Here is a 17,452-nt window from a genome sequence, read left to right on the forward strand (position 1 = left end):
TTAAATAAATTATTCCAAAACAGAAATAATAGGCGTTTGATTTAACCCCCTGATTATTCTAACCAAGACAGTTAATCCCGGATGTAATAGACGTATATTTTCTCTCATTATTCCAAATTTCTCCTGCATAAAGAATAACCTCAAGTGTGATTTTTATCACCAAACCTGAATATTTTATTCCATAAAATCGCCCTCAGATTGAACATTACGAAGAGTGCAAAACATGAAAATTGATTTAAGCAGATTGGTGACAGAAAGCCGTAACCCAGCCAGTGCCGAGATCGATACGCTTTCGACCATCGAGATGCTGCAAGTCATTAATGAAGAGGATCAAAAAGTCCCGCTCGCGGTAAAAGCGGTGCTACCACAAATTGCAGAGACAGTTGACGCAATTACCCAAGCTTTTGCAAATGGTGGCCGTTTAATTTACATGGGAGCTGGTACGTCAGGTCGCTTAGGCATTCTTGATGCGAGCGAGTGTCCTCCTACCTACGGCACGCACCCAGATATGGTGATTGGCTTAATTGCTGGTGGACATCAAGCGATTTTAAAAGCGGTAGAAAACGCAGAAGACAACGCGAAAATGGGCCAAGACGACTTAAAAGCACTTCACCTCTCCAAGAATGACGTGGTTGTAGGCATTGCAGCAAGTGGCCGTACACCTTATGTGCTAGGTGGTTTGGAGTACGCTAAATCCATCGGAGCCACGACCGCATCTATCGCTTGTAATCCAGAATGTACCATGGCAGAAGCGGCCGACATCGCGATTCTGCCGATAGTTGGCGCAGAGGTTGTCACTGGATCTTCTCGCATGAAAGCCGGCACCGCACAAAAACTGGTGCTAAACATGCTCACGACAGGCGCAATGATTCGTAGCGGTAAGGTATTTGGCAACTTAATGGTGGATGTAGAAGCCACTAACGCCAAGCTCATCCTACGCCAAACCAACATTGTTGTGGAAGCAACCGACGCATCAAAAGAAGAAGCAGAGCGAGCATTAAATGCCTGTGGTCGCCACTGCAAAACCGCCATCTTAATGATTTTGGCCGATTTGGATGCCGAACAAGCCAAATCACGCCTCGCCGCGCACAACGGCTTTATTCGCGCAGCACTAAATAATAATTAAATAATCCGAGTTCTGAAGGATAGACCCTATGGCAAAAATAACTTCAAACACAGTATCGCAGTTGCTGTCCGCAGTGGGTGGCAGTAGCAACGTAAGCAAATGTGGTAACTGTATGACGCGTTTGCGTTTATCGCTCGCCAACAATGGCTTGGCTGATCAATCAGTTATCAAGCAAATTCCCGGCGTAATGGGTGTGGTGGAAAGCGATGAGCAGTTTCAGATCATTCTCGGTCCTGGAAAAGCTCAACAAGCGGCTGAGATGATGAATCAACTGATCGACAGCTTAACCTCTGGTGACAGTGAAGAACCAGATATGCCGCAACAAGATCTTTCTGCCGTCGCGGCCGAGCAGAAAAAACAGATGAAGAGCAAACAAACCAGTGCAGTTCAGCGTTTTTTAAGCAAGTTTGCCACCATCTTTACGCCGTTGATCCCTGGCTTTATTGCCGCTGGTTTGTTGCTAGGTTTTGCGACGTTATTGGAACAGATGTTTGTTCTCGACCAGACACCAAGCCAGTTTATGTTGGATTTGATTGCCTACATGAAAGTCTTTGGTAAGGGTCTGTTTGCTTTCTTAAGTATTCTGATTGGTTACAACGCGCAGCAAGCGTTTGGCGGCTCTGGTGTTAATGGTGCCATTCTCGCCTCTTTGTTTGTGCTGGGTTACAACCCAGAGGCGACATCCGGCATTTACTCTGGCATGAACGAGTTTTTCGGCTTTGCGATTGATCCGCGCGGCAACATTATCGGCGTACTTTTGGCGGCGATCATCGGTGCGCAAGTCGAGCGTAAGGTTCGTCAATACATGCCAGATGATCTGGACATGATCTTAACGTCCGTTATCACTCTGTTGATCATGGGCGCGGTAACCTTCTTGATCATCATGCCAATCGGCGGCGAGCTGTTTAAAGGGATGTCTTGGTTGTTCCTCAACTTGAACGATAACCCATTAGGCGCTGCAATCTTGGCAGGTTTGTTCTTAATTTCTGTGGTATTTGGCATCCACCAGGGTTTTGTTCCCGTGTACTTCGCATTGATGGAAACACAGGGCTTTAACTCGCTATTCCCTATCCTGGCGATGGCTGGTGGCGGTCAGGTTGGCGCGTCAATGGCGCTGTATTTCAAAGCCAAAAAAGACGCTCTACTGCGCACTCAAGTTAAAGGCGCTATTATTCCGGGTCTTCTAGGCATTGGCGAACCATTGATTTACGGCGTGACATTACCACGCGTAAAACCATTCGTTACAGCTTGTATTGGTGGTGCTGCGGGCGGCTTCTTTATCGGTTTAGTTTCTTACCTTGGCTTACCAGTTGGTCTTAATACGGTGTTTGGCCCGTCCGGTATCGTGGCAATTCCTCTCATGACATCAGAAAATGGCATCTTCCCGGGCATGATGGTGTTTGTTGCTGGCCTGCTTATCTCTTACATCGTCGGCTTCCTCGCGACTTACTTCTTTGGCTGCAAAGACGTCGATTTAAGCTAAATCATTCTTCCCCTATAGGAATGGACTAGCTCGCGCCCTTGGCAAACAAGGGCGCACCCTCTCTCTACTTCACGACAATTTTTCTTATTCCGTTACTCGGAAGGGGCTTTGTCGTACCTAAAACAATAGAAATGAAAGGTCGTTAATCATGAAAAAGTACATTTTGACTCTACTTCTCCCTACATTGATGGCATCAAACGCAATGGCAGCGCAGCTGTATCAAGCGGAAGATGGGTCAGTTTTAAATATTTACTCTCGTCTTGGTTTCAATGTCACCAGTAAAAATGATGAGCATGGCGATGCAAATGGCGAATTTGATGGCCGTATTGGTTTAAACGGTTCACAAACCATCAACGAGTACGCGTCGATCATCGGCCAAGCGCAATACCAAGTGGGTGCCGCTGAATACGCAAACCAAGTAAACGACAAACCGTCTCTGACCGCACGTTATGTGTGGGCGGGTATTGATGCGAAAGATTATGGTCGCATTACTGGTGGTCGCGTGGCATCTGGATTAATTATGTTTACCGACATTGGTGATGTGTTCGCTTCTTCCGATGTTTCTATGGCGCGCCAAGCGAATAAAGTCGACAAAACCGCGACGCAAGTTTTCCGTCAAGATGGCACGTTGCAATACCAAAACAGCCTAGGTAATTTCGATTTTTCTGTCGCGTACATTTTAGGAAACAACACTTCTGAGCTTGACTACGGTTACAACGCTGCACTGCGTTATACGCTAGACATGGAGAATTGGGGTACCTTGGCACCAGTGGTGGCGATGCAGAAAAATAAAGGTGATGCACGTGAAAGCAACGACACCGATTACACATTCTGGGGCGCAGGTACACGTTACTACCTAGGAGATTTGATGTTGGGTGCGTTGTACTCGGAAGATGAACTAGAGGGCTATTACTCGCAAACCAGTACCGACAAAGTGATGGAACTGACGGCGGTTTACAGTGTAAATGACAAATGGGCACTGCGTGCTGGTTATCGTTCTTTAGAAAACAGTGAGGGTGACGAGCTAGAGCTGAAAGATACAACGCTAGAAGTGCAATACAAACTGACGCCTCGTTCTTCTATCTACACAAACTACGTTGATCGTAACGGTTCGCGTGGCTACAGCAATGGACAAGAAGTCTCGTTTGGCGGTGCGCACGCAGACGAAAGCTACTACCACTTAGGTCTGCGTTACGAGCTGTAAGCACGATACTTAATGTAAGTTAGCTGAATCCATGAGCTTCTTCTGTGTCCGGTCAGTAGTTATTGCCTTTACTGCTGATTTGAAGAAGCTCACCCTCGTAATATGTTTTCTTCGTTACCTGTTTTGACCAACACGCCTGCATCAGGAAAACTGGTGACAGTAGCTAACAATTTTCCATCGACAAAGTGCAATGCCGCATAATCGTGAATGCCATAACAAGTGATGCTCGGTTGAGAACGAGCAAAGGCTTGGAAAACCTCGAACTTCTCACCTACATGAGAAAAATGCGCCGCAGCCAAACCGTCAATTAATCCGAGACAACGTATAACTTGGTATGCTTCGGGATCACTGTCTGTCACCGCAAACTCAAACCAACAAATTGCACCAGCGCTCATGCCACAAATGATGATGCCTTGCTCATAGCACTGCTTGAGTATTCTATCGATTCCCCATTCGCGCCAAATGGCCAACATCGAACGCGTATTACCGCCACCGACGTAAATGATGTCTTGTTCAAATAGCGTTTCTTTCCAACCAGCATCAAACTTAAACAGCGGAAAATGGGTTGCGTTCTCACTAAGCTTCGCATCGTAAAAACGTTCAATCACTTCATCGGCGTCTCCCGTGGCTGTCGGTAGAAAACAAATGTTTGGATTCTCCTTACCAGACAAAGACAAAATGTATTGATCGAGCGGACTCGGATTCTCTCCCATCATCCAGCCACCACCACCAATCGCAATACAGTGTTTTCGCATTCCTTTGCTTCCTCAATAGTTGCTAAGTTTGTTGTCGCTATTCGCCGACAGAATATATGTTCCTAAAGTGATCAATGAACGCTCGCGTTCTTCTTGGTAAGTGCTCACGTTTTGGGTAAAGCAGATAAAGCGGCAAAATCGCATCCGTTTGCCATTCTGGCAGCAAACTCACGAGTTGTTCTTTTTGTGCAGGTTCGAGTTTAGCCAGTGCAAATTCATCTAACATGGCTACACCACAGCCAGCCAAAGTAGCATCCAACATGGACTGGACAAGATTAAAACTCAGCGTACTTTCTAACCCAATACTGCAATGCTGCTGAGTTTGTTTATGCGTAAACGTCCATTTATCTAACACCAAGTCACGACTTTTATAAAGGATGTGCTCCAAGTCGCCAAGCTCCTCTGGCGTACTTACATTTGGTTTATCAGCTAAATACGAGCGATGAGCGATCGGTTTACAGTGTAAAGTGCGTAGCTGATGGCCGACGTATCCCTCTGGAGGAGTATCGGTAAAGTAGAATGCGATATCAAACCCAGCCTCAATCAAGTCGAGAGGTGTCTCTGTGAAGATCACTTCGACGCTCACTTGTGGATGTTGCAATCGAAACTCGATCAATGTTTGGCTGAGTAACGCAGCTCCGAAAGAAGCGGACGCCGCTATTCTCAATTTTCCCGATACGATCTCGTTTGCCATGACTTGCTCATTGATCTGCTCAGCGCCTTCGAGCAGTTGCTTTACCTGCTGATAAAACCGCAAACCATCGTAGGTCAAATTAAACTGGCGCGTAGTTCGCTGAATAAGCTGCACCGACAATATGTCTTCAAGCTGTTTAAGTTGCCGACTTACATGCGCATTCGAACAATTCAGTCGCTTTGCTGCACCAGCAATACTTCGTTCCTCACACAAAGCGACGTAAAGTGGTACGTAGCTGAGCCATTTTATTTCCATACAGTAATTCTGAATCTCTAAAATCAAACTACTGGAAATAATAGAAAGCCTCTAAACTCTGTACAACCTAAATTTGAAAGGATGAGTTATGAGTGTTTTCGACACGTGGTTAAAAGGTCAAGTCATTAAAGATCACATCACTAATCCCAATATCATCGTTGGCGATTACAGCTATTACTCGGGCTTCTATCATCAAAAAAGCTTCGAAGAGCAAGCGGTACGCTACTTGTTGGGTGACCCCGTCACACTTCAAGAATGGCAAAGTAGAGAACCCGATAGCATCGACAAATTAATCATTGGCAAGTTTTGTTCCATCGCTTCTGGAGCCACCTTCATGATGGCAGGAAACCAAGGTCATCGCATTGACTGGATTTCGACCTTCCCCTTCTCTCCTGAAGAATTTGGAGAAGGCGTACAAGACGGTTTCGAGCGTGCCGGAGATACAGTGGTGGGGAACGATGTTTGGATTGGCAGTGAGGCGATGATCATGCCCGGAGTAAACATCGGCGATGGAGCCGTCATCGGAGCACGCGCCGTAGTGACGAAAGACGTGCAACCTTATTCGGTGGTGGTTGGAAACAACCAAGTCGTACGTCAACGATTTAGCGATAAAGAGATTGAGACTCTACTCAATATCCAATGGTGGAACTGGCCAATAGAACACATTAAACAAGCAATGAAAGTAATGTGTAGCAGCCAAGTCGGTGCGCTTGCGGACTACTATCAAGAGCACATTGTCGATTTGTAGATAAACAAAAGCCCACACATCTTGTTGCGACGTGTGGGCTCAATGAGTAAGAAAGCTTAAACCGCAGCGACGTCCTCTTCTTCCAAGTTCGCCGAGACTTTAATTTCGTATTGATTGAAACGGAACGAACAACCGCCATGAGTGCGCTTTGTCGTTACTTGTTCGTCGCCAAACTGCACCGTCACGCGTGTGAAGACACGCTCTTTGGCTTCGACAATATTTTCTTCTAACGCGACTTCAAAGTCATGTTCCGTTTGTTCTAGCTTTTGCTTTATCGCTTCAAGCTGCTCGTTGTTTTGTGTTTTCATCACGTCAATCTGAGCTTGTTCTTCGTCGGTACGTTCGGCTTTAGGACGTTTCTTAAATTCGAGCTCTTTACGAATCACATCCATCGTTCCTTCTTGAGCGCGTTTGTATTGATCTTTGAGCTCTGCTAATCGCTCCTTAAATGCAGAATAGCGCGCAAACGCTTCTACCTTTGTGGCGGTGTCGCCTTCTACGCCCAATTGTAAGCACACCACTTTGCCACCGACTTTTGCATCTCCGCCGCTGAGCGTACCGTTCCTACCGTTCGCATCCAGCACCGTCAGATTGCGCCGACAAACAATATCGTTATTCATACTGTGCACCGCCAACTCAATATCTTCGCCGGCTTGCAAATCACAATATTGGGCGTAGCTGGCACGAATCGAACCTTTGGCTTTGACGTGACAACTCTTTGGCTGGCCATCACTCACGGTGTGGCCAATGATCCCTTTACCAACTTGAATGTCGTCTTGCGCTTGTACTTCAGCCGATTCAATGAAGCCGCCTACAGTAATAGAGCCCGTCGCTTTAACAATCATTCCGGATTCGATGTTGCCACCGATAATCACATTCCCTTTGAATTTCACGTGACCTGTATTCACGCCAACGCTATTGAGACAGAGTGCGTTATCAACTTCAATGGTTTTGTCTTTAATTAGAGGCGTACCGGATACCGATGCAATCAATAGGTTTGGGTCGTGCTTGCTTATCTCGGTGCCCTTGCCTGGCTTCATTGGGCTGTCTTTTCCAGCTTGTGGAGGAATCACTCGCCCTTGAACAGTAAAACCTGGCGTACCTTTGGTCGCAGGCGTGCGGCGCATCACCTCATCGCCTACGTCAACCGCGATAGTTTCACCGAGGTTACGTAAATCAATTTTGTCGCTAGCAGATTGGCCGTCTTTGGGTTTGAGGATGCGTTTGGTGATGTCTTTAACGAGAGGAGTAAAAAGTGCGTCTTTGCCTTTGATAGGTTGCTTACCAACCGCTACAGGTTGAGAAAAAGTTTCGCCGGGTTTGAGCTGAGTGCTGACAACCAACACTTTCTTCAAAGCCAGTTTGTTGATGCCTTTCGAAACTCGCGCTTGAGCAAGGGCTTGAACAATCTCGGGGCCACGTAAACCTCGGCCTCCGTACGCACCGACAACGTTCATACTGGCGAGCATGTCATTATTCGATAATTCGACCTCAACTTGCGCGTTGCGTTTTTCCGCAATGACGATGCCTTCGTAAGCTTCGGCTTTACGTTCTTTGGCGCAGTTAATGAACCTAACGACTTCCCCCTCAACAACAAACATCCTTTCAGCGTTCATTGCGACGAGCTGCTCGTTTAATTCATTTTGATTTAGCTCACCACCGAGGTCCACTTCTCCCGGAAGACGGGCTATCACCTTGGTCTTATCTTCAGATAACTCAAGACACAGCTTCCACATACCCTTACCACTTTGCTTCCCATCAACACTTTCAGTCTAACCAAATCCGTTTTCTGAACAAACCTCGCATTTCTTATTATAGGGCTCACGTCACTAAAGAAAGTAATCCATCAATAACGGTTAAACAGGATATTAAGAGAAAACTCGATTTAACCTAAAGCTCAATCAAAATACACGCTGAAACAAAAAGGAGCTGGATTTACAGTGTAAAATCAGCTCCCAATAATTTCATTTACAGTGTAAATTTCCCTTTATTGTTTACAGTGTAAATCGCTCCAAATGTGTCTTACTTCGTCCCTTAACTGCTGCTCAACTTGCCTTCTTCCAGGTAAACCAAATTGCTGAGCACATTCAGTCCAACTACGGTTAAGAAAAAGCTTACTAATCATCAAGTCGGAAACAGAGTTCAAACCTAAATTAAGTAACCACTGTTGAAGCCACACAGACACAGACTCATAACTGTTACCACCATCAGCATAACATTCAATTAGTAATAACTTAGCGGGATGAAGTGGACTCATTCCCAAAGGTTGCGGCAATAGAGCTCGAAAAATAGGGGCTTCTAATTTTGGATAGACGTCAGCCACATTGTTAGACAACATTTCTTCAAATAGCGCCTGAGATTGGTCGACCCAAGCCGTCTGTTGGGAATCACAAGGTTTGACCATCAAGACTGAATAACAACCGCTAGCAGCATCGCGCATTGACCCTAAGCGAATTGTACGGAAGTTCGATTGTCGCCAGAAATAGAGCAACTCTTCCGTCGCACCAAAACTCGTGGATAAGTAGGCAATGTGTTTAGCAGCCATTTGCTCAAGTTGCTGCAGAATTTTTTGACCAATGCCTTTGCCTTGCAATGCTGGATGAACCGCAATTCTCATGACTCGCAGCGTCGATAGATTCGCGACATTCGGGAATCCTAGGTGGTTTGCAATCGTAATTGGGGCTAAGTGTCCTTTAGGACGACGCTTACCAAGCTGGATTTCTTCAATCAATTCATCGTCAAGGCCCCCCTCTTCGACCGCTAATATCACCCCCACAACCGCATTATCTTGCTTAGCAAAATAGAGCTGACTGTTGTCGTCTTGCAAAAGGTGAATCAAATCATTCGGCGAGGTCTGATAATGAGCATTCACCAAAAGAGCGAAGCACTCACGCAGCAAACTAGGCTGCGATATCAAATTGTTCTTATCGGCTTTAGAAAGGGAAATTGAGTCGACCTGTTTAAGTTGATGGTGCGTTAACTCCGCATCCAACAAAAACGCGTCATAGAGCCATGATTCAAGCGCATCATTCATGCTCCAGCGGATGGGCTGTGTCATGTGCCATGTTTTCATTCCCGAACGCTGTTTCTGAAGCCAATCAACAAATTTAATCGTAAAGCCCCGGCCACAACCTTCATAACCATGAACAGTCGTAGAAAAAACGAGTCGATGATAATGTTCGGTAATGCTTTTGAGCATAGGAACTGGAATTGCAGCCGCTTCATCGACAAGTAACAAATCACATTCAGGTCTGCTCGATAGAAGTTCGTCAGGAGCAATGAATTGAATGGCTCCCTGCCCTGATTCTAATCTGTCCTTCTTAATGCGCTGTGCGTTAGGGAGTAAACGTAAAGCATGTTGGTAAACAGGCTCAACGGCTTTTATAGATGGTGCCGTAATTAAGATTCTAAGTGGCTTCTGCTGTAATAAGTTCGCACACGCAATGCCGAGGGCACTTGTTTTTCCGCGCCCACGATCAGCGGTCAAAATTAACGGTCGCTTTCGATGTCCTGTCACCACCTTTTCAATTAGAGAAATGGCATGTTCTTGTTCCGTGTAGTGGCTTTCTTTTTCTGCTTGCTTGATGTCTGGAGCCGTTGGCAATGGTTTGTCTTGCTCAATAACAACGAGCTTCTCCCACTGTTTGTGCATCCATTGCTGAGCAAAATTCGCATTTTGTCGCAGCTCAGTAATGACAATAAGAAAACCGCCGCCAACCAATGAGCCAAGCGCGGCGGTAAAACTATTGGCGTCAAAGCCATTTCGAGCATCAAACAATAGAACGTCACACTCTCTGCCTAGCAACATGTGTCCTTGTTTAGACGAAACACTGGATACGTTTTTCAAACCAAAATCACCAACAGAAAACCAACGTTGATGGCGCTGCGTTTTATGGAACTCTGACATCAACGCATTTTGCCAAGAAGCCTCGCCTTGAATGACAACACCAATCCTTTGGAAAGATTGGTGAGCTTGATGTTGAAGTGATGAAAGGAAATCAGATTGTGTCTGCATTTTGTCTATCCAACGTTGAACTGACGTAATGGTATCACATCTTTAATTTGACGCTTCTCAGATATAAAAAAACCGCCCGGAGGCGGTTGATTCAATCATCATTTGTTATTGCAGTTTGGTTTGTACAAACGCAAGAATCTCTTCCATTAAGCTGTCGTCAACTTTCTTCAAGTTCAACGCCAGGCTGCTACCTTTTCGGCTATAGCTTGCTCGACCTTTAACTAAGTCGACTTTTTCCGTCTTCTTACCAGGTTTTGCTGGTGCAAGTTCAGTAATCCAATTTTCGATGCTTTCCGTGACTTCTTTTGTCAGACGAGCAACGCCTTGAGCTGTGCTTCGCTGCCATAAAAACCCTTCGCTAGAGCGACATTTATCTAACAGCTCTTGCTGCTGCTCTGGCGTTAGCGTTGAAAACTGTTTGTGCAGTTTCACGATTGTTGGGCGACCGAGATCGCCAACATTCGGATACGCTTGAAGCAGTTCTAACGGTAATGCTGCGGCTTTTAAAGCGCCACTTACCAACGCTTCACTGCACTGGAACATTTTTGCCAATGCTTTCTGATCCTCAGCTTCACCACTATCAAGCTTAGCCTGCATCTCTTTACCTTTTTCGTATAAAGAGAGCGGTTTGTGAGCATTTGCCACATCAGACAAAAACTTAGCATGGTCAGTATTGATGTTGTCAGCAACATAAACCAAAAAATCTTGTTCAGCGAGGATACAAGACATGCGACGACGGCTACCATCTAAAACTTCAATCTTGCCATCTTCAGTTCTACGACCCACCGCTGGATATTGTTGGCCACGCTCTTTGAGTGTGACTAAAACATCAGATAAAGCATGTTCGTTTAAGAACGATTGCTCACGAGCGTTATCAACAAATACTGTTGTTTCTGTCGCAACTTTATTTGCAGGAATACGCACAAGTTCAAACTGAACAATATTTTCACCTGCAACTGCTAGTTCAATCGTTTGAGCTTTCTCTTTTGCCGCAGTTTGCGCCTCTTGCGGAGTCACAACACGACGCTTATTCGTTTTGCCAAATAATTTCGCGTTTAATTCAGACGTTTTCAAAGCCATTTACTTATTACCCCTGATTCAATGACGGCCAATTAGAGTGCAGCACACGCTCTAATTCCAGTGCGCTTTTATGAACAGCGTCTTGCGCGGTAGCTAGTGTCTTCTTACCGCCTTCAAAATCGCTTACTGTCAGATCAAATACTGTGCTGTAGGTATCGGCACAGGTTTCAAACGCACGGCTACGAGGAATAGTAGCCATCATAACTTGGTCACCTAGAAGATAGTTCATTTCAGTTAAAACAGAAACTTGCTTCTTATTGTCGTCCTCAAACATGGTTGGCATCAAGCGAACAAACTCAAGACCATTCCAGTCCTCCGGGAACATTTCATATACCGTAGGCAAATGCTGGAAGAAGTTTACTGTTGAAGCCCAGTCCAGACGCTTAGCCGCACAAGGAATGAGCAAGGCATTTGATGCATACATCGCATTCCATACTAATGGGTCAACGTGTGGACCGGTATCAATCATAATGATATCGAAGTCATCAGCAATTTTATCAATCAGTTGCTCTTTCAGCAGACGGACGATATCGAGTGATGGGTCTTCAGATAGCGTTTGCCATGCTTCCGCATTAAACATCGCGTCTTCTGGAAACGCTGAAATCGACTTTAAGTTCGGATATTGCGTTGGCAGCAATACGTTTTTACGTAAAAATTCACTGTCAATTTCCACACCATCAGGCACGTTACCCAACATAATGTCTACCGCAGAATAGATATTATCATGCTCTGCCATGCTGATTTGCGGGTTAAGGAATAAACGTAGCGAGCCTTGTGGGTCTAAGTCGATTAAACAAATACGGTATCGTTTATCCAAATTTAGCGCTAAACATGCCGCTAAATGAACCGCGGTCATTGATTTACCTGTACCGCCCTTTTGGTTCTGCACATTAATAATCCAAGGTTTGTTACCTGAATTCTTTTTACGCTCATGAAATTTAGGCACTTCAGCCGCATCCATGAGCATGTGTGCTTCTTCTAACGTAATTGAATAATGATTCGCGTTGTTTTTAGTAAATTGATGCCCAGCGGCTTCCATTTTACCAATCGCGTCGTCGAGCTTACGGCGAGTTAGACCAGAACGGGTTTCCATCATCGCTTTCGACATTGGTGGGAAGTAGTTATCGCTTCGCTCTTCTAAAACAATTTCAATACGGTCAGCTTGAACCTGCTGAGTCAGCTCCGCTAACTCAAGAAGGTTTTCAATCGTTTTTTCTCTTTTCATGCCAAATTCCGTTGGAAGGATTTATAATTGCAATTGTACAGCAGTAAAGACCAAAAACAACAAAAAGGTGCACGAACATTTTGAATTACCATCACATAAAAAAACACCCAAATCGACGCTTTTATGATTTATGGTCAAAAAGATAACTATTTTTAATCAAATAATCTTCTCATAAGTGGACACCTAAACTTAAAAATAAAAAGTGTTACAGCGTCACTCATTTACAATGTAAATCAATTTTCTACCGGAACGATTATAATCTTAAGCTAAATTACGGGTTATGTTAAACCAACCTAATTTAAACGATAAATAGTAAGTAATATCGGAACAATAAAGACCTGAACACCTTGATCATGTCTCCGAGCAAAATAGGGCAGTTCCAGCGAAACATCTATGGAAGTATGATCAAGGTATGCTTATGATCATGCTTCCGTGTTAATAAGCAAATCCGAAAGCATGATCATGGAAAAATAGAGCAGAGTACGGTGTAAACACGCAAATAAAATAAGATCCATTAATCGGAAATATGATCAAGCCTTAGAATCTCTCGGAAGCATGAGTTTTCTTCTCTGATTTACGGTTGAGTGCAGACAGAATGGGGGATTGAGCAGAAATTGACGTTATAGAAGCCGGAACAATGAACTTGCTCAAGTTGCTATGATAAATCACGCTCTCATGATCATGCTTCCTGTAAATAAGCAGAGACTAGGATTTACTTCTAAATATGAGCGACTTGAATGTATTTTAATCAGATGAGTGATATCTCATCAATATGGACGCCAGAACGATAGATATATTGGCTCTTGATCATCGATCCGAGTATAAATAACATCACCAATGCACAATATAATCATCGTGAAGATCATTATTAAATACTGCATCTGTGGATAACCTGTAAAAACATCATGATCATCGTTTCAAGACTCTTTTGATCATCTTTTCATAACCTTAATGATCATGCTTACGAATAAATATGATCATGCTTTCAGGTTATTGTTGATCATACTTTCAGACTTCTTATGATCATAGTTCCGAAACACATGGAAATAATAGTCTTATAGAACAAAAGCTTAGCGAGAAATTTCAAGCCAGATCATTAGATCATATAATCAATTAAGATCAGATTAATCAAAAAGATCAGTTATTTAAAAAACAATCTTTTTTCTTTATTTATGATCTGTTTTTCTTTATTCTTCGGAACCATAGCACAACTACGGCTAGTGTGATCTGGATCTAAAATGACGGCTGATGAAAAAATTCTGATTAAAGCACCGAGAAGCCACAAAGATGGCCATCTTTTTGAGGTACATGAATCCTCTGCGGATTGGGTAGAGCAGTACCAACATTTCAAAGGGGTGACCAAAAGCATCTTAGAGTTGCTTAATCTGATCTCATTACGAGGCTTCAGCAGCAAGGATGGTTTGGTTTCAACCACAGAGATTGTGGAAGCAACAGATGGGCAACTCACACGTGCAGCTCTGCAACAACGTTTGCGCGCGGCAGTAAATATTGGTTTATTTACTCAAACTCCAGTGCGTTTTGAAGAGGGACTTGCTGGTAAAACGATGCTACATAAATTTGTGAATCCCAATCAGCTTATATCTGTGTTGGGAGCAACAAGTCTTGTTACAGACAAAGTTCGCCAGAACGAGAAACAAAAACGTTCGAAAGCATTGGCTCAGACTCAAGTAAACAAACGTTTGTTGAATGAGCACGGGTTAAACACACCTCCCACGATGAAAGATGAAGCCGATCAATTTGTTGTATCTCCAACAAATTGGGCTGGGATCATTGATCAAGCACTTGCGCCACCAAGAACCCGAAAAAGTTATCAGAAATCCATGGTGTCGATCTCTGGCACAAAAGCCGTTATTGAGACGCGATCATCCAAAAATATCATGACTGTGGATGATCTCATGACCCTGTTCGCTCTCTTCACGTTAACAGTTCAGTACCATGATCATCACAAAGATCAGTATCAGCTTGATGCGGCTCACGTACCAAACAAAACGCCGCTATACATCACTGATATTTTGTCGCTCAGAGGCAAAAAAGACAGTGGCCCAGCTCGTGATTCCATTCGCGATAGCATTGATCGCATTGAATTCACTGATTTTCAGCTCCATGAACTTACTGGACGTTGGCTAAGTGAAAACATGCCAGAGGGCTTCAAAAGTGATCGTTTTCGTTTTCTTGCTCGAACCATCACGGCCTCTGAAGAGGCACCTGTGGAGGGAAGCGATGGTGAAATTCGTATCAAGCCAAACTTATATATTTTAGTTTGGGAACCTTCGTTTTATGAAGAGCTGTTAACGCGCGATTATTTCTTCTTGTTTCCGCCAGAGATCTTGAAACAACATACTTTAGTGTTTCAACTTTACTCTTTCTTCCGTAGTCGCATGGTTCGTCGTCACACGGATTGCATGCTACTGAGTGAGTTAAACCAGAAACTTGCACGTAACATTGAATGGCGACGTTTCTCCATGGATCTGATCCGAGAACTAAAGCGTTTGTCTGATGGAAAAGGGAATGATGATCTATTCGTCGTTAATTTGTGGGGTTATCACCTGACGATCGAAACCATGATCGAAAATGACAAAGTGATGGACTACCAGATCGACATCAAATGTGATGTCGAAGAGGTCTTACGTTATTCACGAGCGCGAACGACCAACGCAGGAAAGCGTAACATGGCGCCTACGCTGCCAAACCCACTTCGTAATGAGATGGTAACCCGACAACAGCTTGAGGAGCTCTCAGGCATCATAGACGGCGAATTTGAGCCCATTCAACGCAAAGCACCGTCTCCAAGAGGAAATTTAGGGCGACGCGTGAAGCAAAGAAAACATTTGGTAGAGATCAATGCTGATGAGATCACCATTACTCTATCTAAATATACCTCACCAGAGGCTCTAGAACGCAGTATAACGGCTTTGTCTGCGATGACAGGGCACTCGTATGCCTCAATCAAAGAAGAGTGCTCAGATTACATAGAGAAGCTCGATTGGCTAAGGGTAGGGGATGAGCCGATTCCTTATGAGACATTAAGTAAAACCGTCGAGCTGTTTAACACCCAGAACGATGTTAAGCATCTTACCATCGAGCGCTTGATTGCGGGGTTAGCGGTGCGTCGGAAAGTTTGTCGTCAAATCTTCGATGGTCACATGGATGAAATGGTATTTCGTGCCTTGGATGAAATGGCGATTTAAAAGTGTCGCTTGATGTGTATCAAGCTATAGGTGTGATGTATCGGTTTGAAATGTAACAATGTCTTTCGATGATAAAAAACAGACTTAACTCTTACAAACCACTGACATTAGAAGCCAAGCCTAATACTACTATTTATCCCGAATAGACAACCTTTTGTCCTTTCTGATGATTAATAGATTGGCTCATATTGTTACATTCATTCTGAATAGACTTCGCGAGTTTCTCCTCAGGAAACTCGCTTTTTTTTGCCTAAAATTCCGCTAATTAAACCTTGATCATGCTTCTTGAGTTCATTCCAATGTAATGAACGCATCAACGCAACATGTGATTCGATTAAGCTATGGGCTTGTTCCTGCCACTTGTTTTGATCACACTGCTGATTACAAAACTCTAACGCCACAACGGTGAGATGCTGAAGTCGTCTCAAACACCAATCTTTGATCAGAATATCAGTCGAGACTTGGCATGCTGCTTGTTCAAGCTTTGCACTCGTATAAAGCAAGGTTTGATATGCTTTCTGAGGGTCTTGGTAGCTTGCATGTTGAAACACGCGTAAACATCCATCCAACCAGCAAGCAATCGCTTTACTTTGAAGAGCACTCAATTCGGGTCCAAACACGTCATCAGGCACCTGATATAAGATCGTTTCCAATTTTTCTACTTGATCATGTTTCCGCTGTTCGTACCACGTTGCGATTTGATCTTGCCAAGTACTCAAGTCCATTACGCTGCCTCGGTCCATTGTTTTACATAGTGATTTGGCCCTATTTGATCAAATTCGTCGACAATTATGCTGCTACGTTGACGAATTTCATCGGCATCTATCGAATAGTTTGGTTCATTTTTCACTAAGTTACCAAAAGGTAAGTCAGGATCAGGAACGGCAGAAATCAACAGCTTAGTATAAGGATGCTGCGGATTCTTAAGTATTGAATGAGTGTCGCCCCATTCAACGATTTGCCCTTTGTACATTACTGCGGTTTCTTCCGCGATGTAGTGCGCAGTCGCCAGATCATGAGTGATGTATAAAAAACCAATTCCCAGTTCTTGCTTCATTCGTTGCATTAAATTCAACACTCCCAAGCGAATAGAAACATCCAGCATAGACGTAGGCTCATCCGCAAGAATGATTTGCGAACCTACCGCTAAAGCCCTTGCTAAGTTTACTCGCTGACGTTGCCCACCACTGAGTTCGTGAGGGAACTTATTCAATGTCTCTTCAGGTAGTTCCACCAGCTTTAGAAGCTCTTCCAAGCGGGCTGGGATGTCGCGCTCGTTTTTGACTTGTTTATGAATTTTTAAAGGACGTGTTAGGTGATGGCGAATGGTATGAGTTGGATTGAGAGAGCCAAACGGATCTTGAAACACCATTTGTACTTTACTGCGATATTCTTGTAGAGCCGATCGTGACGTGATCTCATTTATGTCAGTGCCATTGAAAAGGATCTCGCCTTCCGTTGCAGGATAGACTTTGGTTATTAAGCGAGCGCAAGTACTCTTACCGCAGCCTGATTCTCCAACCAAAGCCAAGGTTTTTCCTGCGTACAGATCAAAAGTCACTCCTTGAAGCGCACGAAAGGTTTCCTCTTTCGCTAAACCACCGCCCACTTTGAATTCTTTAATCACATTTTTCATTTGGATGATAGGTTGGCTCATG

General features: G+C 44.2%; 13 protein-coding genes. 5 read left to right on the top strand and 8 right to left on the bottom strand.

Annotated elements, in window-relative coordinates; genetic code table 11:
• The first annotated feature begins 223 nt into the window (after window positions 1-223).
• The 3 genes from murQ to IQP38_RS17655 all read left to right on the top strand — a co-directional run bounded on the left by murQ (window position 224) and on the right by IQP38_RS17655 (window position 3,813).
• Window positions 224-1,126, top strand: a complete 903-nt coding sequence (gene murQ, locus IQP38_RS17645; RefSeq protein ID WP_005374524.1) for an N-acetylmuramic acid 6-phosphate etherase — start codon at window positions 224-226, stop codon at window positions 1,124-1,126.
• A 28-nt stretch (window positions 1,127-1,154) separates the two neighbouring features.
• A complete protein-coding gene (murP, locus tag IQP38_RS17650; RefSeq protein ID WP_005374523.1) occupies window positions 1,155-2,609 on the top strand; it encodes a PTS N-acetylmuramic acid transporter subunit IIBC in 1,455 nt (484 codons plus the stop codon).
• A gap of 148 nt (window positions 2,610-2,757) precedes the next feature.
• The gene (locus tag IQP38_RS17655; RefSeq protein ID WP_193837813.1) at window positions 2,758-3,813 is read left to right on the top strand and encodes a porin; all 1,056 of its coding nucleotides are present in this window, start codon (window positions 2,758-2,760) and stop codon (window positions 3,811-3,813) included.
• An 89-nt stretch (window positions 3,814-3,902) separates the two neighbouring features.
• Here IQP38_RS17655 and IQP38_RS17660 read toward each other — a convergent pair whose 3' ends face one another.
• A complete protein-coding gene (locus tag IQP38_RS17660; RefSeq protein ID WP_005374509.1) occupies window positions 3,903-4,568 on the bottom strand; it encodes a peptidase E in 666 nt (221 codons plus the stop codon).
• 37 nt (window positions 4,569-4,605) lie between these two features.
• Window positions 4,606-5,517, bottom strand: a complete 912-nt coding sequence (locus IQP38_RS17665) for a LysR family transcriptional regulator (RefSeq protein ID WP_193837814.1) — start codon at window positions 5,515-5,517, stop codon at window positions 4,606-4,608.
• An 88-nt stretch (window positions 5,518-5,605) separates the two neighbouring features.
• Here IQP38_RS17665 and catC point away from each other — a divergent pair, with 88 nt between their 5' ends.
• The gene (gene catC / locus IQP38_RS17670; protein WP_021821184.1) at window positions 5,606-6,265 is read left to right on the top strand and encodes a type C chloramphenicol O-acetyltransferase; all 660 of its coding nucleotides are present in this window, start codon (window positions 5,606-5,608) and stop codon (window positions 6,263-6,265) included.
• 56 nt (window positions 6,266-6,321) lie between these two features.
• Here the strand turns inward: catC and IQP38_RS17675 are convergent, their stop codons facing one another.
• From IQP38_RS17675 to IQP38_RS17690, 4 genes are all read right to left on the bottom strand, one after another.
• The gene (locus IQP38_RS17675) at window positions 6,322-8,001 is read right to left on the bottom strand and encodes a DUF342 domain-containing protein (protein ID WP_115386882.1); all 1,680 of its coding nucleotides are present in this window, start codon (window positions 7,999-8,001) and stop codon (window positions 6,322-6,324) included.
• Between the two features lie 251 nt (window positions 8,002-8,252).
• Complete coding sequence (locus IQP38_RS17680) at window positions 8,253-10,280, bottom strand: tRNA(Met) cytidine acetyltransferase TmcA (RefSeq protein ID WP_017821874.1); 2,028 nt, start codon at window positions 10,278-10,280, stop codon at window positions 8,253-8,255.
• A gap of 105 nt (window positions 10,281-10,385) precedes the next feature.
• Window positions 10,386-11,360 carry a ParB/RepB/Spo0J family partition protein gene (locus IQP38_RS17685; protein ID WP_005374504.1) on the bottom strand — a complete coding sequence of 325 codons (975 nt, stop codon included), beginning with the start codon at window positions 11,358-11,360 and terminating at the stop codon, window positions 10,386-10,388.
• 7 nt (window positions 11,361-11,367) lie between these two features.
• Window positions 11,368-12,585 (bottom strand): AAA family ATPase, encoded by a 1,218-nt coding sequence (locus IQP38_RS17690; protein ID WP_005374503.1) that lies wholly within the window; start codon window positions 12,583-12,585, stop codon window positions 11,368-11,370.
• A 1,238-nt stretch (window positions 12,586-13,823) separates the two neighbouring features.
• Here IQP38_RS17690 and IQP38_RS17695 point away from each other — a divergent pair.
• The gene (locus IQP38_RS17695) at window positions 13,824-15,794 is read left to right on the top strand and encodes a replication initiator protein RctB domain-containing protein (protein WP_017635223.1); all 1,971 of its coding nucleotides are present in this window, start codon (window positions 13,824-13,826) and stop codon (window positions 15,792-15,794) included.
• Between the two features lie 227 nt (window positions 15,795-16,021).
• Here IQP38_RS17695 and IQP38_RS17700 read toward each other — a convergent pair whose 3' ends face one another.
• Both IQP38_RS17700 and IQP38_RS17705 read right to left on the bottom strand, forming a co-directional pair.
• The gene (locus tag IQP38_RS17700; RefSeq protein ID WP_193837815.1) at window positions 16,022-16,519 is read right to left on the bottom strand and encodes a transcriptional regulator; all 498 of its coding nucleotides are present in this window, start codon (window positions 16,517-16,519) and stop codon (window positions 16,022-16,024) included.
• Entirely contained in the window at window positions 16,519-17,451 is a 933-nt protein-coding gene (locus tag IQP38_RS17705) for an ATP-binding cassette domain-containing protein (protein WP_017821873.1), read from the bottom strand. Before IQP38_RS17705 ends, IQP38_RS17700 begins: the two co-directional genes overlap by 1 nt.
• Window position 17,452: the final 1 nt, after the last annotated feature.

The sequence above is a fragment of the Vibrio sp. OPT41 genome (assembly GCF_015163595.1).
Taxonomy (GTDB): Bacteria; Pseudomonadota; Gammaproteobacteria; order Enterobacterales; family Vibrionaceae; genus Vibrio; species Vibrio alginolyticus.

Coding starts and splice junctions, on each gene's coding strand:
- murQ (WP_005374524.1), top strand. CDS start 224: ATGAAAATTGATTTAAGCAGATTGGTGACAGAAAGCCGTAACCCAGCC.
- murP (WP_005374523.1), top strand. CDS start 1,155: ATGGCAAAAATAACTTCAAACACAGTATCGCAGTTGCTGTCCGCAGTG.
- IQP38_RS17655 (WP_193837813.1), top strand. CDS start 2,758: ATGAAAAAGTACATTTTGACTCTACTTCTCCCTACATTGATGGCATCA.
- IQP38_RS17660 (WP_005374509.1), bottom strand. CDS start 4,568: ATGCGAAAACACTGTATTGCGATTGGTGGTGGTGGCTGGATGATGGGA.
- IQP38_RS17665 (WP_193837814.1), bottom strand. CDS start 5,517: ATGGAAATAAAATGGCTCAGCTACGTACCACTTTACGTCGCTTTGTGT.
- catC (WP_021821184.1), top strand. CDS start 5,606: ATGAGTGTTTTCGACACGTGGTTAAAAGGTCAAGTCATTAAAGATCAC.
- IQP38_RS17675 (WP_115386882.1), bottom strand. CDS start 8,001: ATGTGGAAGCTGTGTCTTGAGTTATCTGAAGATAAGACCAAGGTGATA.
- IQP38_RS17680 (WP_017821874.1), bottom strand. CDS start 10,280: ATGCAGACACAATCTGATTTCCTTTCATCACTTCAACATCAAGCTCAC.
- IQP38_RS17685 (WP_005374504.1), bottom strand. CDS start 11,360: ATGGCTTTGAAAACGTCTGAATTAAACGCGAAATTATTTGGCAAAACG.
- IQP38_RS17690 (WP_005374503.1), bottom strand. CDS start 12,585: ATGAAAAGAGAAAAAACGATTGAAAACCTTCTTGAGTTAGCGGAGCTG.
- IQP38_RS17695 (WP_017635223.1), top strand. CDS start 13,824: ATGACGGCTGATGAAAAAATTCTGATTAAAGCACCGAGAAGCCACAAA.
- IQP38_RS17700 (WP_193837815.1), bottom strand. CDS start 16,519: ATGGACTTGAGTACTTGGCAAGATCAAATCGCAACGTGGTACGAACAG.
- IQP38_RS17705 (WP_017821873.1), bottom strand. CDS start 17,451: ATGAGCCAACCTATCATCCAAATGAAAAATGTGATTAAAGAATTCAAA.